The following is a 21782-nucleotide window of genomic DNA, read 5'->3' as shown; positions in this document are numbered from 1 at the left end:
GGTGAGTCAGCAGAGCGGTGCCTCCAGCGCACCCACGCGCCGCGTGGTCATTGCCGAGGACGAGGCGCTGATCCGGATGGACCTCGCCGAGATGCTCGCCGAGGAGGGGTACGACGTCGTCGCGGCCGTCGAGGACGGGGAGCAGGCCGTCGTACGCGCCGAGGAGCTCCGCCCCGACCTGGTGATCCTCGACGTGAAGATGCCGCGGCTCGACGGGATCGCGGCGGCCCAGCGGATCGCGTCCCAGCGGATCGCGCCGGTGGTCATGCTCACGGCGTTCAGCCAGCGCGACCTGGTCGAGAGCGCGCGCGACGCCGGCGCGATGGCCTACCTGGTCAAGCCATTCGGGAAGTCCGACCTGATGCCCGCGATCGAGATGGCGGTGAGCCGGTTCGCCGAGCTGCAGCAGCTCGAGGCCGAGGTGGCCGACCTCAGCGAGCGGCTGGAGACCCGCAAGCTCGTCGACCGCGCCAAGGGTGTGCTGCAGGAGAAGCTGGGGCTGAGCGAGCCGGATGCCTTCCGCTGGATCCAGAAGACGGCGATGGACCTGCGACTCTCCATGCGCGACGTCGCCGTCGGTGTCGTCGAGCACGGCATCGAGCTCCGCTAGACCGAGGCACCGGAAAACGGCCGCGCTAGACGGCTGAAGACGTGCGGGATGCACCAAACTTCCCCGAATGGGCCTATTGCGGTCACAACTTCGCAACAGTGAGAATCGACCCGACGACGAGCGCCCGAGGGAGAACTGCTGGTGCTAGCGTCCCGGGCACAACACGTGATCGTGCCGAGCGTCGATCGCGATCCACCCCGAAAGCGGAGGAAAGATGATCCGTTCCAAGAAGTCCCTGCGCGGCCTCGTCGCGTTGGCCGGTATCGCTGCGCTCACCCTGAGTGCCTGTGGTTCGAGCAACGACGACAAGAGCTCCAGCGGTGACAAGGGCAGCTCGAAGAGCGCCCTGTGCGGCAAGAACCTCGCGTTCCTCGGAGCCCTGACCGGTGACGCGGGTGCCCTCGGCCAGAACATGGTCAACGGCATCAAGCTGGCCCTGGAGGAGTACACCGCCAAGAACGCCGACTGCAAGATCGGCCTGAAGACGTTCGACTCGCAGGGCAGCGCGGACAAGGCGCCGGCGCTCGCGACCCAGATCATCAACGACGACTCGATCTTCGGACTCGTCGGTCCGGGCTTCTCCGGTGAGTCGCTGGCAACTGGCAAGACCTTCTTCGAAGCGGGCCTGCCGTCGATCTCCCCCTCGGCGACCAACGTCACGATCACCCAGCAGAACTGGACGACGTGGCACCGGGTCATCGGCAACGACGACGCCCAGGGAGCTGCCGACGCGAAGTACCTGACGGAGACGGTCGGCGCGAAGAAGATCTACGTGATCGACGACGGCCAGGACTACAGCAAGGGCCTCGCCAACAAGGTGAAGTCGTCGCTCGGTTCTGCGGCCACGGCCTCGGACCAGATCTCCAAGGGCCAGACCGACATGTCGGCCGTGGTCACCAAGGTCAAGGCCTCCGGTGCCGACGCCGTGTTCTACGGCGGCTACTACACCGAGGCGGGCCTGCTCGCAAAGCAGCTGCGCCAGGGTGGTTTCACCGGCACGTTCATGTCCGGTGACGGCGCGGAGGACCCGAACTTCGTGACGGTCGCCGGCGCGCAGGCTGCCAACGGTGCGCTGCTCTCGGCTCCGGCCGGCCCGGCGCCGTCGGGCTTCAAGGCGACTGGTCTGTACGCCACGCAGGCCTACGACGCGACCAACATCTTCCTGGCTGCTCTGGCCGCCGGGAAGGACTCGGCGAAGGACATCAACTCCTTCATCGGCAGCTACACCGGCGACGGTGCCAGCGGTCCGATCGCGTTCGACGACAAGGGTGACATCAAGCAGTCGACCATCTACGTCTACAAGGTGGCCGACGGCAAGCTCGACGTCACCAACCCCGAGGCGATCAAGTAGCAGTCGAGAAGGATCTGCAGCACACAGAGAGGTTGCGGCCGGGAGGAGACTCCCGGCCGCAACCGATCACCCTGAGAGGACTCCGTTGGACCTCGGCGCGCTGTTCGGCAACTTCAACAATTTTCTCGACTTCACGGTCGGGGGGCTGGTGTTCGGCGCGATCTACGCGCTCATCGCCCTCGGCTACACGATGGTGTACGGCGTCCTCCAGCTGATCAACTTCGCCCACTCCGAGGTCTTCATGTACGGGACCTTTGCCGTGGCGTGGACGTTCGTCCTGCTGCACGGCACGGGCGACGCCTCCTGGAGCCTCGGTCGGGCGCTCCCGATACTGCTGGTCGCCCTGGTCGCGGCCATGCTCATGTCGGCGGCGATAGCCCTGCTCCTCGAACGTTTCGCCTATCGACCTCTGATCAACAAGAACGCCCCGAAGCTGATCGCGCTGATCTCCGCGATCGGCGCCTCGTTCGCACTGGCCGAGGCGATGGGCCTTCGTGACCGGTTCGCCAAGTGGGTGGGCCTCGACGACAACCTCAGCAATTACGTCTCGCCCAACAAGGCACGCGACGTGTACTCGAACCCGGTCAGCATCCAGCCGCACGGCCTGTTCCACATCGGCGGGTACGACGTCACCGACGTCGACCTCGTCGTGATCGTTGCGGCGCTCGCCATGATGTTCGCCCTGGACATGTTCGTCCGCCGCACGAAGTTCGGTCGCGGCATCCGGGCCGTCGCCCAGGACCCGGAGTCGGCGGCACTCATGGGGGTCAACTCCACCCGCGTCGTGCAGGTCACGTTCCTCGTGGGCGGGCTGATGGCCGGCGCGGCGGCCACGCTCTACATGATCAAGATCGGGTCGACCCGCCAGAACGCAGGCTTCATCCTCGGCGTGAAGGCCTTCACCGCAGCCGTCATGGGAGGCATCGGCAACCTGCGGGGCGCCCTGCTCGGCGGTCTGCTGCTCGGCGTCATGGAGAACTGGGGCTCTGCCGTCTTCGGCTCGGAGTGGAAGGACGTGGTCGCCTTCGTGCTGCTCGTCCTGATCCTCCTCGTCAGACCGTCCGGACTCCTCGGCGAGGCACTCGGAAAGGCGCGGGCATGAGCACGGTCACCGGTACTCCGCCGACTCCGCAGGTCCAGCTCAGCCCGCTTCAGCGGCTGGGTCTGTGGTGGGACGGCGTCGTCGACCGCTACAACGCGCTCCCGAGGGTGGCGCAGGTGCTCCTCGTGCTCGTGTTCGTGCTGTTCTGCTACGCGCTGCCGCTGCTCAGGCCGCCGATCATCACCACGAACAGCATCGACTTCGGCGGTGTCATGTTCAGCGTCGCCGCGTTTGCGCTGGTCGCCCTCGGCCTCAACATCGTCATCGGGTACGCCGGCCTGCTGGACCTGGGCTACGTCGGGTTCTACGCCGTCGGGGCGTACACGACAGGCGTGCTGACGACGTACCACTGGCACTGGCCGTTCTTCCTGGCACTACCGCTCGCGATCGCGGTCACGATGGTCACCGGCGTCATCCTCGGCGCCCCGACACTTCGCGTCCGCGGGGACTACCTCGCCATCGTCACGCTCGGGTTCGGAGAGATCATCCGGATCTGCGTGAACAACGTGCAGTGGCTGGGCGCCTCCGCGGGCATCAAGGACATCCCGCACCCGAACACGATCGGGAAGAAGCCCGATCCGCCCTTCGACCCGGGCGGCCTGTTCGCCATCCCGCACCTGAAGTGGAACGGCTGGGTGCCGTCCCTCGACAAGGTGCACGAGACGCACTTCCTGGTCTTCGGCGCCGTCGATGCGATCCCGTACTACTGGCTCCTCCTGACAGCCCTCATCCTGGTCCTCGTCGGCGACCGGCTCGTCAAGGCCAGCCGCGTCGGCCGGGCCTGGGAGGCCACCCGCGAGGACGAGGACGCCGCCGAGCTGATGGGCGTGCACACCTTCAAGTACAAGCTGATGGCGTTCGCGCTCGGTGCGGCCATCGGTGGCCTCTCCGGCTCGTTCTACGCCAGCAGCCAGGGCGGCTACATCAGCCCGGACAGCTTCCCGCTCCTGCTCTCGATGCTCTTCGTCGCGGCGGTCATCGTCGGGGGCTCCGGCAACCGGTGGGGTGCCATGGCCGGAGGGACGCTGGTGGCCTACCTGCCGGAGCGGTTCAGGTCGTTCTCCGACTACCGGCTGCTGGTCTTCGGCCTGGCACTCACAGTCCTGGCGGTGTGGCGACCCGAGGGTCTGCTGCCACCGCGCCGCACCCGTCGCGCCAAGCTGCTGGCGGCCGAGATAGACGAGCTCGAGGGGGAGGGGATCGTCAGTGACTGAGCCGGTCACGCAGGCAAGGAGCCTGCTCGAGGTGGACGACGTCACGATCCAGTTCGGAGGCCTGACCGCCCTGGACTCGGTCACCTTCGACATCCGCGAGGGCGAGATCCTCGGGCTGATCGGCCCGAACGGTGCCGGGAAGACCACCTGCTTCAACGTGATGACCGGGGTCTACCAGGCGACATCGGGGCAGGTGCGGTTCGACGGCACCCCGCTCGCGAAGCTCAAGCGCCACCAGATCACCCAGCTCGGCATCGCTCGCACCTTCCAGAACATCCGGCTGTTCCGGTCGATGACCGTGCTGGAGAACGTCATGGTCGGTGCCGACGCGCACAGCAAGGTCGGCTTCTGGGACGCACTGCTGCGCACGCCGCGGCACCGGCACACCGAGGACGAGTCGACCACGCGGGCCAAGGAGCTGTTGAAGATCGTCGGGATCACGGCACGCCAGGACGAGCTCGCAGCCAACCTCTCGTACGGCGACCAGCGCCGGCTCGAGATCGCGCGTGCGATGGCGACCGGACCCAAGCTGCTGTGCCTCGACGAGCCGGCCGCAGGCTTCAACCCGGCCGAGAAGGTCAAGCTGATGGACCTGATCCGCAAGGTCCGCGACCAGGGCTACACCGTGCTGCTCATCGAGCACGACATGCGGCTCGTCATGGGGGTGACGGACCGGATCGTCGTCCTCGAGTTCGGACGGAAGATCGCCGAGGGAGTGCCCGCCGAGATCCGCGACAACCCTGCCGTGATCGCCGCCTATCTGGGAGTCGAGGAAGAAGATGCTTCTTGAGGTCGACGGCCTCTGCGTCAACTACGGCCACATCGAGGCGATCCGCGACATCAGCTTCAGCGTGGAGGAGGGCACGGTCACCTCGCTGATCGGGGCGAACGGTGCCGGCAAGACCACCACGCTCAAGACGCTCTCCGGTCTGCGCAAGGTGCGTGCCGGTGCGGTCCGGTTCGACGGCAAGGACATCACCCACGCGCCGCCGTACGAACGCGTGCTGCTGGGCATCAGCCAGTCCCCGGAGGGACGCGGCTGCTTCCCGGGCATGACCGTGCTCGAGAACCTCGACATGGGCGCGTTCGTGCGCAAGGACCGCAAGTCGCCGGCGTACCGGTCCGACCTGGACCGGGTCTTCGACCTGTTCCCACGGCTCAAGGAGCGCGAGCGGCAGGCGGCCGGCAGCATGTCCGGTGGCGAGCAGCAGATGCTGGCGATCGGCCGCGCGCTGATGGCGAAGCCGCGCCTGCTGCTGCTCGACGAGCCGTCGATGGGGCTCGCGCCGAAGCTGATCAAGCAGATCTTCGACATCATCACCGAGATCAACGAGCAGGGCACCACGGTCCTGCTGGTCGAGCAGAACGCCGCCCAGGCGCTCAAACGGGCCGACAACGCCCACATCCTCGAGACCGGCGAGATCGTCCGGTCGGGCACCGGCCACGAGCTCGCCGGCGACGAGTCGGTGAAGGCGGCGTACCTGGGCGGCGATGTCTGAGCGGGTCGAAACGTCGGTTCGTGCCGATCCATGAGCACGCTCACATCGGTGCTAGCTGGGGGCTTACCCCGGCACCCTACGGCGGCGTAGTGTGTGCGCCGTTGACCAGTCGGACCACCACGGGGGTTGGAGGAGCCGTCCATGTCCCGCTCTGCGCTCGAGATCCGCGACGCACGTCCTGAGGACGTGTCCGAGCTGCTGCGCCTGTGGGCGGAGGATCGGCGGACCGCCGAGGAGAGCACGCCCAGGCCGGTCGACGAGGCCAAGCGCGCGCTGGCCCAGATCGCTGCCGACCCGGACGAGCGGATGCTGGTGGGCCTCGCGGAGGGGCACGTGGTCGCGACCGTCCACCTCCGCCGGGCCTCACTGAGCCCGCTGAACACCGAGACGGCCGTGCACACCTCGTTCCTCCAGGTGCACCCCGACCACAGGCGGCGCGGCTACGCCCGCGCCCTCCTCGACGCCGCGCTCTCCTGGGCGGAGGAGAAGGACGTCACCCACGTCACCGCAATCACCAACAGCAGCTCGCGCGACACCAACCGCTTCCTCGCCCGTCTCGGCCTGGGCACCGCTGCCACGCTGCGGATCGCGACGACGGCGACGGTACGCCGCAAGCTCAGCCCCGAGCCGATCCGCACCCACGACGCCCGGCGCCAGCTCGGTCGCGTGCTCGCCCAGCGTCGCTCGATCCAGCGTCGCCTGGGGCAGGCACCGCTCGGCGAGACCCAGGAGTAGAGCTCAGCTGAACTTCTGCGCGGGAATCAGCGCACAGGTGATCCGCGACGTGCAGACGCGCCGGCCGTCCTCGTCGGTGATCACCACCTCGTACGCCGCGGAGCTGCGGCCGAGGTGGATCGCGGTGGCGGTGCCGGTCACCGTGCCGCTCGTGGCCGCGCGGTGGTGGGTGGCGTTGATGTCCACGCCGACCGAGAGCTTGTCGGGCAGCGCGTGCAGCGCGGAGCCGATGGAGCCGAGGGTCTCGGCGAGCGCCACGGACGCGCCTCCGTGCAGGAGACCGTACGGCTGGGTGTTGCCCTCGACGGGCATCGTCGCCACCACGCGCTCGGGGGAGATCTCGAGCAGCTCGATGCCCAGCTTCTCGTTCAGCGCACCCATGCCCTGGGGCATCCTGGACAGGAACTCGTCGAGGTCGTAGTCGTCGCTCATGGGCCTCATCCTCCCCGCTGGGGACGACGGCGCGGTTGTCGGGGCGACCCATTAGGGTCGGGACGTGCCCGCTGAGACCGCTGCCGACCGCCCTCGCCTGTTGCTCCTGGACGGCCACTCACTGGCCTATCGCGCCTTCTTCGCGCTGCCGGTCGAGAACTTCTCCACGATCACCGGACAGCACACCAATGCGGCGTACGGCTTCACCTCGATGCTGGTCAACGTCCTGCGTGACGAGCGGCCGACCCACGTCGGCGTCGCCTTCGACCTGTCGCGGCAGACGTTCCGGCTCGAGCAGTACTCCGAGTACAAGGCGAAGCGCAACAAGACGCCCGACGAGTTCAGCAGTCAGCTGCCGTTGATCCAGCGGCTGCTGGACGCCTTCCGCATCCGGCACCTGACCTACGCCGGCTACGAGGCCGACGACATCATCGCCACGCTGGCAACGCAGGCCCTGGACGCCGGCATGGAGGTGCTGATCCTCACCGGCGACCGCGACTCCCTCCAGCTCGTCACCGAGGACTCCACCGTCCTCTACCCCATGCGCGGCGTCTCCGACCTCGCCCGGATGACGCCGGCGGCGGTCGAGGCGAAGTACGGCGTGCCCCCGGCCCGCTACCCCGAGCTCGCCGCGATCGTGGGCGAGACCTCCGACAACCTTCCGGGGGTCCCCGGCGTCGGCGCGGGGTTCGCCGCCAAGTGGCTCAACCAGTACGACGGACTCGACAACGTCATCGCCCACGCCGACGAGATCACCGGGAAGAAGGGTGAGTCGCTGCGCGAGCACCTCGACGACGTGATCCGCAACCGACGGCTCAACGCACTGGTGTGCGACCTGCCGCTGGAGCTCGCGCCCATCGACCTCGGCCTGGTCGAGTGGGACCGCCAGGCCGCCCTCGAGCTCCTGGACGAGCTGGAGTTCCGCGGTGAGCTCCGCACCCGCATCCTCGACACGATGGCGCCGGCGGAGGAGCCGCTCGTCGAGGCGGGCTTCGACCTGGCGGGGCGCACCCTCGGGCCGGGCGAGCTGGCCGACTGGCTCGCCGGCCTGGGCACCGATCCCGTGGGCCTGCACATCCGCGGCAGCTGGGCGTCGGGCACCGGCCGGGTCGACGGGCTGGCGTTCGCCCGGGCCGACGGCGAGGCGGCGTACGTCGACGCCACCGGGCTCACCCCGCAGGACGACGCCGCGCTGGCGAGCTGGCTGGCCGACCCCGACCGGCCCAAGATCGTCCACGACGCCAACGGCCCGCTCCTGGCGCTCCGCGCGCACGGCTGGATGGTCGCCGGGCTGGCCACCGACACCGCGATGATGGCCTACCTGGTGGCCCCGGACCAGCGGTCCTACGCGCTGGCCGACCTCACGCTTCGCCACCTCAAGCGCGAGCTCAAGCAGGAGGCCGCCGAGGACCAGGGCCTTCTCTTCGAGACCGGGGACGAGGTGGGCGAGACCGCCATGCTGCACGCCCGTGCGGTCGTCGACCTCGCTGAGGCCCTCGAGACCGAGCTCGGCGAGCGTGGCGGCGCCCGGCTCCTCTCCGACATCGAGCTGCCCCTGGTCGAGGTGCTCGTCGGCATGGAGCAGGTCGGCATCGCGGTCGACCAGGACCTGCTGACCGGCCTGGAGGCGGAGTTCGCCGAGGGGGTGCGCGAGGCGGCCGACGACGCCTACGAGGTCATCGGGCGCGAGATCAACCTGGGCTCGCCCAAGCAGCTCCAGGAGGTGCTCTTCGACGAGCTCGGGATGCCCAAGACGAAGCGGACCAAGACTGGCTACACCACCGACGCCGACGCGCTCCAGGACCTCTTCGTCAAGACCGAGCACCCCTTCCTGCTCCACCTGCTGCGGCACCGCGACGTCATCCGGCTGCGCCAGACCGTGCAGGGCCTGCTCAAGACGGTCGCGCCCGACGGCCGGATCCACACGACGTTCAACCAGCTGATCGCCGCCACCGGCCGCTTGTCCAGCACCGAGCCCAACCTGCAGAACATCCCGGTCCGCACCGAGGAGGGCCGCCGGATCCGGCAGGGCTTCGTGGTCGGGTCGCCGATCGACGGTCAGGCCTACGACGAGCTGCTCACCGCCGACTACAGCCAGATCGAGATGCGGATCATGGCCGACCTCTCCGAGGACACCGGCCTGATCGAGGCGTTCAACTCTGGCCGCGACTTCCACCAGGTCACCGCGGCCCGGGTCTTCGGGGTCGACCCGTCGGCGGTCACCGGCGAGATGCGCGCGAAGATCAAGGCGATGAACTACGGCCTTGCCTACGGCCTGTCCGCCTTCGGGCTCTCGCAGCAGCTCAAGATCGACACCGGCGAGGCACGGGCACTCATGGAGGAGTACTTCGAGACCTTCGGCGGCATCCGCGACTACCTGGCCGGCGTGGTCGACGAGGCCCGCCGCACCGGTTTCACCGAGACGATCATGGGTCGTCGCCGCTACCTCCCGGACCTGACCAGCGACAACCGGCAGCGTCGCGAGATGGCCGAGCGGATGGCGCTGAACGCGCCGATCCAGGGATCGGCCGCCGACATCATCAAGGTCGCGATGCTCAACGTCGACCGGGCCCTGCGCAAGGCGGGGCTGGCCTCACGGATGCTGCTGCAGGTCCACGACGAGCTCGTGTTCGAGGTGGCGGCGGGGGAGCGCGCGGCGCTGGAGTCCCTGGTCCGCGAGCAGATGGCCGCGGCCGCCGACCTCACCGTGCCGCTGGACGTCTCGGTCGGCACCGGCCGCAGCTGGCACGAGGCGGCGCACTAGGAAGCCTGGAGCTATGAGCGCCCGGGATCGGCGGCTGCTGCTCGCGGCAACGTGTACAGGCTCAGGGCCAGCAGGAGCGCGAACAGCACGAGGTCCGTGGCGACCACGAGCGTGACCAGGGCGTGCAGCGACGTGACGAAGTTGCCGACTCCGACGACGGTCAGGAACGCTGCCCACACCAGGTACACCGGGCGTCGGCCCTGGCGGGCGAGGACGGAGTACACGAGGAGCTGCAGCATCGACAGCGCAGTGCCGAGGACCGCGAACACCCACAGGGTCGAGGCGATCTCGTGGTACTGGTCGCCGCCGACGAAGACCAGCGCGAGGTCCTTGAGCAGCAGGGCGCCGAGCGTCGCGCAGACTCCGAGGCCGCCCACCAGCGCCAGGCTCCGGGTGAGCGCGCTGCGGCGCTCGTCGGCGGTCGACATCGCCGGGAACGCGACGACGATGACGAATTGCGGCAGGAACAGCACCGCCTTGGCCAGGATCAGGCCGCCGGCGTAGAGGCCGGCGTCGTGCTCGGGCAGGACGTTGCGGGCGACGATCACGTCGGCGTTGGACAGGGCGAAGAACGCGAGCAGCGCCTGGGAGTTGTGCACCGCCTCCTTGAGCACCAGTCGGAAGCCGTGCTTCTCGCTGGTGACCCCGGGGACCCGCTCGCGGCGCAGCGCCCACCAGCCGAGGATGACGGGAGGCACCGCGCCGAGAGCGACGCCGAGCATCGCGCTGGTCTCGTTCGGACGCCACGCGATGAGCGCAGTGCCGATGACCAGCCGCGGCACCCCGCTCGCGACGTACATGACGGCGAGGGGCCACCAGCGGCGCTCGCCCTGGAGCACGCCGGCCTGGCCGCCCATCATCGTCATCGGGACGGCGGTGACCGCGACCAGGGCAGCGGTGGTGAGGCTGTCGAGCTTGAGCACCCGGTTGACCAGGGGCGTCAGCAGGAGCAGGACCAGCCCGATCGCCAGGGACGCCCGATAGGTGACTCCCAGGACCGTCTTCTCGATCTGCGCCACGTGCTCGGGATCGGCGGAGATGCGACGCGCTGCCGTGGCCTGCAGGCTCAGCTGCAGCACGCCGATCACGAGGAGCGTCGCGAGCAGTGAGGCCAGGGCGCCGTACGAGCGCGGGCCGAGCAGGTGGGCGGCCACGATCGTGAACCCGTAGACCGACAGGTTCATCACTGCCATCGCGACGGCGATGGCGCCGGGGCGGCGCAACGGGCTCGGGCGCGCCTCGGTGTTCGGCCGCACGGTCATGCAGGACACCCTATGGTGGTCTCGCTCGGCGAGCCGGACAGGGCCGAGTCGGACAGGAGGCCAGGGTGTCGGCACCCGTCGCGGTTCGGCGCAGCAGCCGATTCCGGGTCGCGAAGGCGCTGGCGCTGTTGCGGTGGCAGCCCGACCAGTGGCGCCGGATGACCCTGACTGCGGCGCAGGTCCCCCAGGACGCCGTGCGCGTCCTGGACGTCGGGGGGCGCGGTCGCCAGATGGCCAGCCTGCTCCGGCCCGCCGAGGTGACCAGCGTCAACGTCGAGCCTCCAGCTGACGTGGTCCTCGCTTCCGGCGAGTCACTCCCGTTCCCCGACGGTGCGTTCGACGTGGTGCTCAGCACGGACGTCCTCGAGCACGTGCCTTCCGGTGGCCGTGCGGCGCACGTCGCCGAGCTGATCCGGGTGAGCCGGCGGAGGGTAGTGCTGTGCTGGCCGCTGGGCTCGACGGAGAAGGACGCCGCTGAAAGACGGTTGCAGGCCCAGCTCCGAGCCGAGCTGGGGCTGAGCCTGGACTTCCTCGAGGAACACCTCCGCTACGGACTGCCGCGAGAGGAGCAGGTCCGGGCGATGGTCCGCGCGGCCGCGCCGGACGCGCGCCAGTCGTGGCTGTTCCAGGAGGGCATCGTCGCCGGAGACGCGGCGTTCCTCGACGCGATGCGCGCGAAGCACAGGCGGGACGTGCGGGCGCTGCTGCGGTTCGTGCTGAGGGCATACCTGCGCCGCCCGGGCTTCGGGTCGACGAGCTCGCGGGACACGTCGCGCGCGTACCTCGTCATCGATCTGTGACCCCCGTGTGGCGCCCGACCGGAATGCCCCGGCGACTGGGTAACGTGACTGCGGACATGCGCGCACTCCACGTCGGCACCCGTCTGGCCTCGGCCGCGGCGTACGGCGTGCTGCTGGTCGCGATGATGTTCGAGAAGGCCGGACAGACGACCTCGGACACGAAGGCCGCTCTCCTCGACGCGCCGGGGGAGCTGCTGCGCAGCACGTTCTCGTTGTGGAACCCCCAGACGTCGCTGGGCGAGCTGCAGAACCAGGCGTACGGCTACCTGTTCCCGATGGGGCCGTTCTTCGCCGGTCTCCAGGCGGTCCACGTGCCGGCCTGGGTCACCGAGCGGCTGTGGTCGTGGCTCGTCGTCGTGGTCGCGTGCGAGGGTGCGCGGCTGGTCTGTCGGCAGCTCGGCATCGGCGCGTGGCCCGCCGTGGTCGCGGGGCTCGCCTACGGGCTCAACGCACGGGTCATCAGCGAGATCGGAGTGCGCAGCGCTGAGATGCTGCCCGAGGCGGTGTTGCCGTGGGTCCTGCTCCCCGTGCTGTGGGTGCTGCGCGGGCGGGTGACCCCGCGCGTCGGAGCGCTCCTCTCGGCGGCCGCCTTCGCCTTCAGCGGCGCAGTCAACGGGACCGCGACCGTCGGGGGCCTGCCCCTGGTGGTCATCACCATCTGGTGGGGCTGTCGAAGCGGTCTGGCCCGCTGGTCCCTTCTCGGCTGGTGGTCGGGATGCACAGCTCTGGTCAGCGCATGGTGGGTGTTCTCGCTGCTGGAGCTGAACTCCTACTCTCCTCGGTTCTTCGACTACGTCGAGGACTCCCGGAACACCACTGCGACCACCGGGTTCGATGCCGGCCTGCGCGGCGCCAGCAACTGGGTCGGCTACCTGACCACGGGCGCCGAGAAGACCTGGCCCGCCGCATGGACGCTGGACTACAACCCCGTGCTGGTGGTCACGACGGCGCTCGTGGTGGCGATGTCGCTCGTCGGGCTCGCGAACTTCCGAAGTCCCTGGCGAACGCCCTTCGTCGTGAGCGCAGCCCTCGGCCTGGTCTGCCTCACCGTCGGGCACACCTCCTCCACGTGGATCCAGAGCCCGCTCGCACCAGCGGTGCAGTCCGTCCTCGACCACCCCCTGGCGTTGTTGCGCAACGTGTCCAAGGCCGATCCGATGATGCGTCTTCCGCTTGCCGTCGGCTTCGGGGTTGCGCTCGGCCAGCTCGCGGCGCTGGCCGTACGACTCCGCGACAGCCGACATCGCGTGCGCCCGGGACTGGTCCGCGTCGCCGCAGCCGGCGCCTGCCTGCTCGTCGTCGTGGCCGCGCAGCCCGTCCTCGCCCTCAACCTGCGGACGCCAGGCTGGAAGTCCCTCCCGTCGTACTGGTCGCAGGCAGCTGACTTCCTCGCACAGCAGCGGGGCCAGAACGCCGCGTGGGTGGTGCCCGGGAGCGGGTTCGGCATCCAGACGTGGGGCTGGACGATGGACGAGCCGATGTCGATGGTGGCGCACTCTCCCTGGGTCACCCGGTCGCAGGTCCCCCTCGTGCCACCCGAGACGATCAGGATGCTGTCGAACCTCGAGGACGTGCTCGACACGGGCTCCGGATCGGCCGAGCTCGGGGCGATGTTGCACCGGCTGGGGCTCGGGTTCGTGCTGCTGCGCCACGACCTTGATCCCGAGCTGGGAGATCCACCGCCGAGCAGCGTGGTGTCGATCGCGCTCGCACGGTCGAGCGGGATCCGCCGGGTTGCCACCTTCGGTGCGCTCGACTTCGGCCCGGCCATCGAGGTCTTCGAGGTGACCTCGCGAAGCCGGACGACCGGCGGCGACCTCACCGTCGCATCAGCCGCATCGGCCCGTACGGTCTCATCGGGGCCTGCGGACGTCCTCAACGCCGTCGGGTCCTCCCTCGTCGGGGAGGAGGACGCGACGATCGTCGCAGGTGACTCGGGCTGGACTCGCAAGGCACAGGTCGTGGGAGACGGCTATCAGATGAGGGTGCGGCAGTTCGGACGTGTCCACGCCGCCGAGGGCGCAGTTCTTGCGCGTGGGCAACCGCGACACGCGGTCCGGCGGGTCGAGAACTACCCCGGCTCGCCGGGCGCGCGTCCGGTGGTCGCTCGCTACCACGGGATCCGGTACGTCGACGCGTCGACGTCGCAGGCATATCCGCAGAGCCTGGGTCAGATACGCCCTGAGACCGCACCCTTCGCGGCCGTCGACGGGGATCCGAAGACCGGCTGGACCACCGCGTTTCCCAGCCGACCGCTGGGACAGTGGCTCTCCGTGCGGTACGACGGCACCCAGCGTTTCGGCGAGGTGGACATCCAGTCCGACGCTGATCCCTCCGGCGACGGAGTGCTGCGTTGGCAGGTGTCGGCGGCCGGCCGGTCGGTGACGGCTCGTGTCGACCCCTCCACGGGCCGGGCGACCGCGAACCTGCAAGGGGCGCGCGGCAAGTCCCTGCGGATCCGGGTCGCGGCGGTCGGGAAGAACACTCGCACGCAGGTCTCGATCCGGGAGATCTCGGCGACCGGGCTTCCCGTCGAACGCAGCCTCGTGGTCCCACCGGTGCACACCGTGGCGCCGACGGCGTACCTGTTCCGGAGCACCCCTGAGTCGCGTCCATGCGTCCCGACGCTCGTCGCGCCGGACTGCGACCCCTACCGGTACCGGCCGGCGGAGGAGTCCGCGGGAATCGATCGGGAGGTGACGCTCGACCGCGCCGGCACGTTCTCGGTGACGGGCACTGTCGTGGCGCGTGCCGATCCAGCGACGCAGACGCTCCTCGACCCTTTCGGTGGCGCGGTCACGATGCACGCGTCGTCGACCTACTTCGACGATCCGACGGTGTCGGCGCGGATGGCCTACGACGGCACGCCGACCACGTCCTGGATCGCCAGCCCGGGTGACACGAGCCCGACGCTCGTCGTGGACTTCGAGAAGCCGCGGCGCATCGACCACATCGCCGTCGCCGCCCCGTCGGCCCCGGGCGTCGCGCCGGCATCGGCGACGCTGGTCGCCGGACACCGCACCCGGGTCGTCGACCTGGGCGGTTTCGGCACGTTCAAGCGGCTGGTGACCAGGCACGTCGAGGTCACCTTCCACAACCCGACACGGAACGGCCGGCCCATCGGTGTCGGAGATCTGCGCCTCGGTCCTGCAGCCACGGCGATTCCGCTCGACGGCGCCGCCACGACGGGTGCGTTCTGCGGCTTCGGACCCGAGGTGTACGTCGACGGGCGACGCCACCCCACCCGTGTGGACGGACTGGTCGGCGACGTGGCGAGCTCCGGTCCGCTGTCGTTCTCCCTGTGTGGCGAGCCGGTCCGGATCTCCGGCGGCCCCCACCGGGTCCGGGTCGCCTCGACCCCGCAGTTCCAGCCGGTCCGGGTGGTGCTCGCGGAGCCGGGCGCGTTCGTCGACAGCAGTGCCGCCACGAGGCCCTCGCGGTCACTGCGACTGCTGGAGCAGACCGCCACCACCCGGCGAGCGGAGGTCGGCCCCGGGAACGAGGCGCTCCTGGTCACCCGTGGGAACTGGAACAGGGGCTGGACTGCCTCGCTGGACGGGAAGACCCTCCAGCCGCAGCGAATCGACGGGTGGGCCCAGGGGTGGCTGATCCCCGCCGGCGCCGGTGGCCGCGTGTCGATCCGCTACAGCCCCCAGCGGACCTACCTCATCGGCCTGGTCGGAGGCGCGGTCGTCGCCGGCGGCCTGATGCTGGTCGCTCTGTTCGTGGCGATCCGCACCCGTCCGGCGCCGGGGGCCGAGCCGCGGGTCGTCGTCCGCAGTCGTGGACGCCGCCGCTCGGCAGGACGGCTGCCACGCGTGGTCCTGCCGGTCGCCGCGTGGATCTTCGCCGGGTTGCCCGGACTCGCCGGCGTGCTGATCGCCCTCCTTCCTGGCGCCAGGCGGTACAAGGTGGTCGGCGCAGGGTTGCTCGTGGCCGCGGGCGCCTTGGTCACGGCCGGGACCTTCATCGCCCACGGTCGGGGGTTCCCGCCCGATGTCGCGGACGTACTCGCGGGGACGGGAGCGGTCCTCGCACTGGGGGTCGGCCTCGTCGGGGTACGGGATGAGCGCGCCTGACTCGGGGCGGGCACGGTGGCCTGCTTGGCTGGCCGTGCTCGTCGTGACGACTGTGGTGCTCGGCCCCCTGTACGTGCGCGGCGGCATCGCGCTGCGCGGCGACATGGTGTTCGTCCCCGACCAACCCTGGAAGCCGGCCTTCCTCGGCCTCGACGGGTCGGTCCCGCGGGCCGTGCCGATGGATGCGCTGGTGTCCTTCGTCGACAACGTGATCCCCGGGGCGCTCCTGCAGCGCCTCCTGCTCACCGCGGCGTTCCTGGGAGGTGGGCTCGGAATCGCGCGGCTCGTTCGCGGGATGCGTGCATCCGGTCAGCTGGCGGCCGTCGTCGTCTTCCTCTGGAACCCGTGGGTGGACGAGCGCCTCGCGATCGGCCAGTGGGCCACCGTCCTCGGCTACGCGCTCCTTCCCTGGCTGGTCATGGCTGCTGCGCGGGCGCGCGAGGGACAGCGCGGCGGCTGGCCCGCGACAGCGCTCCTGCTGGTGCTCAGTGCTGTGTGCGCACCCTCTGTCGGCATCGTCGGGGTCATCGTGGGCGTGGCCGTGGTCGGCGCCGGGCGGTCCGCCCTTCGCAAGATCACCGCGCTCTGCGGCCTCGCCGTCGCTGCCAATCTGCCGTGGATCCTGCCGGCCGTGCTGGGACCTGACCTCCACGCGTCGAGCGCCCAGTTCGGCGACTTCGCCGCGCGAGGTGAGTCCTCGCTCGGCACGCTGGTCAGCCTGCTGTCGATGGGTGGCATCTGGAAGACCTCGATCATCCCGCCCGAGCGGACCCACGTGGTGGTCGTGGGCGCCGCGACCGCACTCGCCGTGGCCTTCATCGTTGCCTTCCGGTACGCCGAGTCCGCGCTCGGTCGCGCCACGACCAGGGGCGTCGCCGCCGCCGGCGGCGCGTCGCTGGTCCTTGCGATCGTGCCGGCGATCGGACCGGTGGGACACGCGCTGGGCACGATGTCGGTGGACTGGACCGCGCTCGGGCTCCTGCGCGACTCCCACCGCTACCTGGCACCGTTCGGCCTGGTGCTCGCCGTCGGCGCGGCAGCTCTCGTGGACCGACTGGTCGCGAGCGCGAGCGCGGGCGCGAGCGAGGGCGCTCGCGCGGGACAGGATCGCACCGGTCGAGGCGCGATCGCAGCCCTCCTGCTGATCGCCCCCGTGGTGCTGCTGCCCTCGTTGGCCTGGGGGCTGGCCGGTGCCCTCGAGCCGGTGTCGTATCCCGGCGACTGGTCACGGGTCGCCGGCGCAGTGGCGTCAGGGCACGGCGCCACCGTGGTGCTGCCGTGGACCGGCAGCTATCGCGGCTACGGCTGGAACGGCTACCACGCCGTGCTCGACCCAGCGCCCCGATTCCTGCCCGGTGACGTGCTCATCGACGATCGCCACTTCCTGCGCCACGACGTGGTGCCGGGTGAGGACCCGTTCCTGCTCGAGATCGGAGACGCGCTGCACGCTGCTGATCGGTCGCGGGCACTGCGAGAGCTGGGCGTCCGGTGGGTGCTCGTGGAGAAGGGCAACGGTGTCGCCGAGGACGACGTCCCTGTCGGTGCGACGGCCTTCGACGGGCACTGGCTCAGGCTCGTCGACCTCGGTGCTCCCACACGGGACCTTGGCCCCTTGCGACCGGGCCCGCCGCGCTGGATCGTCGTGGCAGGAGACGTTGTCGCCGGATTCGTGGGGATTGTTTCAGTTCTGCAACTCGGAGGGCTGTTTGTCCGTACTCGTCGGTAATTCGGTGTAACGTCCGTCACGCGCTTCCTTGGGAGGGGAACGCAGGGAGGGAGTACCCAGTGAACATGCTGATCGCTGTTGTCGTGGGGGCGGTCGTGGGGGTTGCCGGAACCATCGGTGGTGTCGCCGCGTACCAGGGCAGTCCGCACGGCGTGTCCGAGATCCAGCTCTACAACTACGCAGACAACTGACCGCTCCTCGCTGAGCGGGCCGCGCTGGAGCCGCGGTTGTCTACGTGTGGTTGGAGGGCTGCACCGTGCAATTGATCATTCCTGCCTACAACGAGGAGCGCCGTCTTCCGGCAACCCTCAAGGCGCTACGCGCCTACGCGCTCTCGCCGGCCGAGCTGCCGCGCCCGCCGCTGGAGGTGCTCGTCGTCGACAACGCGAGCACCGACCGCACGGCCGCGGTCGCCCTTGCGATGGACTCACCGGCGATGCCGGTGCGGGTCCTTCGCTGCGACGTGCGCGGCAAGGGTGCGGCAGTGGCTGCCGGGATCGCGGCCACCACGGCCGACGTGGTCGGCTTCATGGACGCCGACGGGGCGACCCACCTCGACGCGTTCGAGTCCGCAGCGGCCCTGTTGGCATCGGGAGCCGACGTGGTCATCGGCTCGCGGTCCGCCGCAGGGTCGCAGACCCAGCACCGGCACACGCGCGTCCGTGGAATCGGCGCCGCGACCTACCGGCGCGCCACGGCCCGCCTCGTCCCGGGCATCGGTGACACACAGTGCGGCTTCAAGCTCCTGCAAGGGGCGCTCGCCCGTGACGTGTTCGCCGCGTGCTCGATCCGCGGGTTCAGCTTCGACGTGGAGGTGCTGGCGCGTTGTCGTCAGCAGCGCGCACGCGTCGTCGAGTTCCCGGTGACCTGGTCCGACGTACCGGGGTCCACGTTCAGCCCGTTCCGCCACGGCCTGCGCAGCTTCGTCGACCTGCTCGCCATCGCCTGGCGGCTCCGCAGCCGGCCGACTGTCCGCGTCGTCGCCGTCACGCCGCTGCAGCCGGAGGTCGGGGAGACGGCCGTGCTCGACCTGGCCGGCGGTGCGTGAGATGGACCTTCGCGGCAAGCGCGCCGTCGTCGTCAATTGGCGCGATCCCGACCACTCCCTCGCCGGGGGCGCCGAACGCTACGCCTGGGAGCTGGCCGTCGCACTGCGCGATGCGGGCGCTCGGGTCGACTTCCTGACCGCGCGCGAGCCAGGGCAGTCCCGCGACGAGGTCCAGGAGGGCATCCGGATCGTCCGCCGTGGTGGGCGGATGACGTACTACCTGTTCGGAGCACTCTGGCTGCTGCGTCATCGCTGGACGGTCGACTTCGTCACGGACATGGAGTCCGGCATCCCGATGTTCTCGCCGCTGCTGGTGTCGCGGCGCCGTACCGGTGTCGTGCTGGTCCTCCACCACGTGCACCAGGACCAGTTCGGCGTGTACTTCTCCGCCCCGGTCGCCTGGTTCGGGCGCTTCCTCGAGGGCACCGTGATGCCCCTCGTCTACCGGAACGTGACCACCGTGGCGGTGTCGGACTCGACCAGGCGCACGATGGTCGAGCGCCTCGGATGGGATGGTCCGATCACGCTGCTGCACAACGGCAACGTCGCGCCCGGCCAGGTCAGCTCCGTCCCGGAGGACACCGTCGACCGTCTGGTGGTGCTCGGCCGTCTCTCCTCGCACAAGCGGGTCGACCTGGTCATCCGGGCCGTCGCCGCCCTTCTGGTGACCCGGCCCGCGCTGCACCTCGACGTAGTCGGCAGGGGCCCGGAGCGTGAGCCGCTCGAGAAGCTCGTGCGCGACCTGGAGATCGAGAAGCACGTCACCTTCCATGGCTTCGTCTCCGAGGAGGAGAAGGCCGCGGTGCTCGGGCGGGCGCGGCTGCACGCGTGCGTCTCGGACGTCGAGGGCTGGGGTCAGGTCGTCATGGAGGCAGCCGCGTACGGCGTGCCGACGGTCGCCCGCGACGTACCGGGACTTCGCGACTCGGTTCGCGACCAGCACACCGGCTGGCTCCTCCCGGAGCCCACCACCGACCTTGCCACCGTGCAGGCGCGCCTGCTCGTCGGCATCGAGAACGCGCTTCGGGAGCTCGAGGATCCGGAGCGCAGCAGTGAGATCTCGGCGGCCTGCCGTGACTGGGCCGCCCAGTTCGACTGGGAATCCATGCGAGCGGGTGCAGTCGCACTCGTCGCAAACACCATGAAAGGGGCCAGCTGATGGCTGCCAACACGTTGATCGATGCACCCAGGTCCGCGGGCGGCGGCACGAACGGAGGGTCCCGACCGGTGCTGGGAGCAACCCTGGCAGGCCTCGGCGCCCTGCTGTTCGTGATCGGAGGCCTGGTCCACTTCTACGTCGTACCCACCCTGGCCGTCGCGCCGATCGACCAGAACTCGGTGACCTCGCTGGTGGCCAAGGACGCCACGGTGTTCGACACCGCGACCCTGAAGCCGATCACCACCGACCTGTCCGTCCAGGCGCGCACCGTCGGCGACGTCGCCGCCTCGAAGAAGGCTCCCGGTGATGCCGTCGTCTGGGTCAACACCACGACCGTCACGTCGTCCGACGGAGTCATCCGCTCCCAGAGCGTCAAGCGCGCTGCGTTCGACGAGACGACCGCCGAGGCCGTCAACTGCTGCGACAACTTCATGGAGACCGAACAGGGCGTCCGCCAGAAGGTCACCCGCTCGGGCCTCATGTTCAAGTTCCCCTTCTACGCCGAGAAGAAGTCCTACCAGGTCTGGGACGACACCATCGCGAAGCCGGTGACGACGACCTACAAGGGCACCGCGAAGGTGCAGGGCCACAAGACGTGGATCTTCACCAACGACGTCCCCGCGACCGTCGTCGGCAAGCAGGACGTGCCGGGTTCACTGGTCGGCCAGGCCAGCAACGACAACGTGTCGGCGGACAGCTACTACCAGAACCACAACACCTACTACGTCGAGCCGATCACCGGGGCGATCGTGAACCAGGTCACCGAGACCAAGTCCTGGTTCAGCTACCAGGGCACTGACCTCGTCACGACGGAGGCGCGCATCGCCTACACGCCGAAGGAGACCAGCGAGACCTACGACCTGCTGGGCGCACGACCGGCCCTGCTCGGCCTGGCGCACGGCTTCCTGCCGTGGGTGGTGGCTCTCGTGGGCCTCGGGCTGATCGGCCTCGGTGGTGCCCTCGGGCGCCGTCAAGCAGGCTGATCGGGAGCTCGATCCAGCTCCTCGACGACGAGGGCCAGTAGTTGCCGGAGGCCCTCGTCGTCGTGTCGTGACGCCCGGGCGCGAAAAGTGAGCGTCGTACGGTCCCGGAGAGTGACCGCTCCGAGCGACAGTCCCGAGCCGCCCCCGGTCACCGGGTAGAAGGCGAGCTCGTCGACCTCCGCAGGTGCCTCGACCTGCCCGAGGTGAGAGACCAGGAGAGTGGAACCGAGTCGACCGGCGAGGATCCGTACCCCTGTCTTCGCGACCGCGGTGACGATGGCCGACCCTGCGCGCTCGCTGCCGCCGGGCTGGAGCGGAGCGTGCGCGAGCAGGTCCCGGATCTCGTCGAGCTCGAGGCCTTCGACGTTTCGAAGCCGCAGGAACGCGCTGCGATCGGCCAGAGCTCCCGAGGTCGCGCCGACCGTCGAGACGCCCACGGCCACCGTGACCCGGCGCGCAGGTACTCGATGAGCCCGGTTCCACGCGACCACTGCTCGGGCTCCGGCGCGCACGAGATCGGCGGTGCGTGGCGTGCCGTCCACCCGGATCACGGCAAAGGAGTCTCCCGGCGCCGGTTCACCGGAGGCAGCGACCCGCGCCTGTGGGCGGACGGTGACCTCCCAGCCGCGTGCGGCCGCGGTCCCGACCGCGCGAGGCCGATCGGCTCCCACGCCACGGGCGGACGAGCGCAGGTCGCAGCCGAGCAGCCGGCCTGTGGCCGTCAGCATGGCGAGGCCGTCGAGCGCGTTGTGCCGGGCGGCCAGGACCATGCCCGCGTCGTGAACGCCCACTCGCGCGACCTGCGACCCGCCGGCCGCGAGCTCGCCCAGCAGCTCCCGGCGGCCGCCGGCGACCACGGCGGAGGAGGACGGAGCGGACCAGCCAGCGGTGCGGGCGAGGTCTTCGAGGCCCTCCTCGAGGCTGACGCGGCCGAGCGCCACGGCCGTCGTGACGTCGAGCAGCACGACCCACGGAATGCGTGGATCTCCCAGACCGTGTCGTTCGTGCCCTGCCGGGG

At 69.9% G+C, this 21782-nt stretch carries 18 protein-coding genes; 15 read left to right on the top strand and 3 right to left on the bottom strand.

Going from position 1 to position 21782, the window contains the following annotated elements; all coding sequences use genetic code 11:
• The first annotated feature begins 1 nt into the window (after window position 1).
• The 7 genes from ACVW00_RS12180 (at window position 2) to ACVW00_RS12150 (ending at window position 6511) form a co-directional block, all read left to right on the top strand.
• On the top strand, window positions 2-610 hold the full coding sequence (locus tag ACVW00_RS12180) for an ANTAR domain-containing response regulator (protein WP_457111164.1): 609 nt from the start codon (window positions 2-4) through the stop codon (window positions 608-610).
• A 214-nt stretch (window positions 611-824) separates the two neighbouring features.
• Window positions 825-1961: a branched-chain amino acid ABC transporter substrate-binding protein gene (locus tag ACVW00_RS12175; protein WP_457111163.1), complete on the top strand. Its 1137-nt coding sequence runs from the start codon at window positions 825-827 to the stop codon at window positions 1959-1961.
• Between the two features lie 85 nt (window positions 1962-2046).
• Complete coding sequence (locus ACVW00_RS12170; RefSeq protein WP_457111162.1) at window positions 2047-3063, top strand: branched-chain amino acid ABC transporter permease; 1017 nt, start codon at window positions 2047-2049, stop codon at window positions 3061-3063.
• A complete protein-coding gene (locus tag ACVW00_RS12165; protein WP_457111161.1) occupies window positions 3060-4277 on the top strand; it encodes a branched-chain amino acid ABC transporter permease in 1218 nt (405 codons plus the stop codon). Before ACVW00_RS12170 ends, ACVW00_RS12165 begins: the two co-directional genes overlap by 4 nt.
• Window positions 4270-5067 (top strand): ABC transporter ATP-binding protein, encoded by a 798-nt coding sequence (locus ACVW00_RS12160; RefSeq protein WP_457111160.1) that lies wholly within the window; start codon window positions 4270-4272, stop codon window positions 5065-5067. The genes ACVW00_RS12165 and ACVW00_RS12160 overlap by 8 nt, the downstream gene beginning before the upstream one ends.
• Entirely contained in the window at window positions 5057-5776 is a 720-nt protein-coding gene (locus ACVW00_RS12155) for an ABC transporter ATP-binding protein (RefSeq protein WP_457111159.1), read from the top strand. Before ACVW00_RS12160 ends, ACVW00_RS12155 begins: the two co-directional genes overlap by 11 nt.
• 141 nt (window positions 5777-5917) lie before the next feature.
• Window positions 5918-6511: an N-acetyltransferase family protein gene (locus ACVW00_RS12150; protein WP_457111158.1), complete on the top strand. Its 594-nt coding sequence runs from the start codon at window positions 5918-5920 to the stop codon at window positions 6509-6511.
• 3 nt (window positions 6512-6514) lie between these two features.
• On the opposite strand, the gene ACVW00_RS12145 is transcribed toward ACVW00_RS12150, so the two are convergent.
• Entirely contained in the window at window positions 6515-6943 is a 429-nt protein-coding gene (locus ACVW00_RS12145; RefSeq protein WP_457111157.1) for a PaaI family thioesterase, read from the bottom strand.
• A gap of 64 nt (window positions 6944-7007) precedes the next feature.
• Here ACVW00_RS12145 and polA point away from each other — a divergent pair, with 64 nt between their 5' ends.
• Window positions 7008-9707, top strand: a complete 2700-nt coding sequence (polA, locus tag ACVW00_RS12140; protein WP_457111156.1) for a DNA polymerase I — start codon at window positions 7008-7010, stop codon at window positions 9705-9707.
• Window positions 9708-9718: 11 nt separating this feature from the next.
• On the opposite strand, the gene ACVW00_RS12135 is transcribed toward polA, so the two are convergent.
• The gene (locus ACVW00_RS12135; RefSeq protein ID WP_457111155.1) at window positions 9719-10969 is read right to left on the bottom strand and encodes a lipopolysaccharide biosynthesis protein; all 1251 of its coding nucleotides are present in this window, start codon (window positions 10967-10969) and stop codon (window positions 9719-9721) included.
• A gap of 65 nt (window positions 10970-11034) precedes the next feature.
• Between ACVW00_RS12135 and ACVW00_RS12130 the strand changes: the two genes are divergently transcribed.
• The 7 genes from ACVW00_RS12130 (at window position 11035) to ACVW00_RS12100 (ending at window position 20764) form a co-directional block, all read left to right on the top strand.
• Entirely contained in the window at window positions 11035-11769 is a 735-nt protein-coding gene (locus ACVW00_RS12130; RefSeq protein ID WP_457111154.1) for a methyltransferase domain-containing protein, read from the top strand.
• A gap of 56 nt (window positions 11770-11825) precedes the next feature.
• Window positions 11826-15848 carry an alpha-(1->3)-arabinofuranosyltransferase domain-containing protein gene (locus tag ACVW00_RS12125; RefSeq protein ID WP_457111153.1) on the top strand — a complete coding sequence of 1341 codons (4023 nt, stop codon included), beginning with the start codon at window positions 11826-11828 and terminating at the stop codon, window positions 15846-15848.
• On the top strand, window positions 15835-17574 hold the full coding sequence (locus tag ACVW00_RS12120; protein ID WP_457111152.1) for a hypothetical protein: 1740 nt from the start codon (window positions 15835-15837) through the stop codon (window positions 17572-17574). Before ACVW00_RS12125 ends, ACVW00_RS12120 begins: the two co-directional genes overlap by 14 nt.
• A gap of 65 nt (window positions 17575-17639) precedes the next feature.
• On the top strand, window positions 17640-17765 hold the full coding sequence (locus ACVW00_RS12115; RefSeq protein WP_457111151.1) for a hypothetical protein: 126 nt from the start codon (window positions 17640-17642) through the stop codon (window positions 17763-17765).
• A gap of 65 nt (window positions 17766-17830) precedes the next feature.
• Window positions 17831-18622 (top strand): glycosyltransferase, encoded by a 792-nt coding sequence (locus ACVW00_RS12110; protein ID WP_457111150.1) that lies wholly within the window; start codon window positions 17831-17833, stop codon window positions 18620-18622.
• A 1-nt stretch (window position 18623) separates the two neighbouring features.
• Window positions 18624-19781, top strand: a complete 1158-nt coding sequence (locus tag ACVW00_RS12105) for a glycosyltransferase family 4 protein (protein ID WP_457111149.1) — start codon at window positions 18624-18626, stop codon at window positions 19779-19781.
• Window positions 19781-20764, top strand: coding sequence for a DUF3068 domain-containing protein (locus ACVW00_RS12100; protein WP_457111148.1), 984 nt, complete (start codon window positions 19781-19783; stop codon window positions 20762-20764). Before ACVW00_RS12105 ends, ACVW00_RS12100 begins: the two co-directional genes overlap by 1 nt.
• Here the strand turns inward: ACVW00_RS12100 and ACVW00_RS12095 are convergent.
• Window positions 20752-21729 carry a hypothetical protein gene (locus tag ACVW00_RS12095; RefSeq protein WP_457111147.1) on the bottom strand — a complete coding sequence of 326 codons (978 nt, stop codon included), beginning with the start codon at window positions 21727-21729 and terminating at the stop codon, window positions 20752-20754. The genes ACVW00_RS12100 and ACVW00_RS12095 overlap by 13 nt on opposite strands.
• Between the last annotated feature and the right edge of the window lie 53 nt (window positions 21730-21782).

Source organism: Marmoricola sp. URHA0025 HA25, from assembly GCF_054059435.1.
Note: the sequence above shows the minus strand (reverse complement) of the source record. Positions and strands in the feature narration are given on the sequence as shown.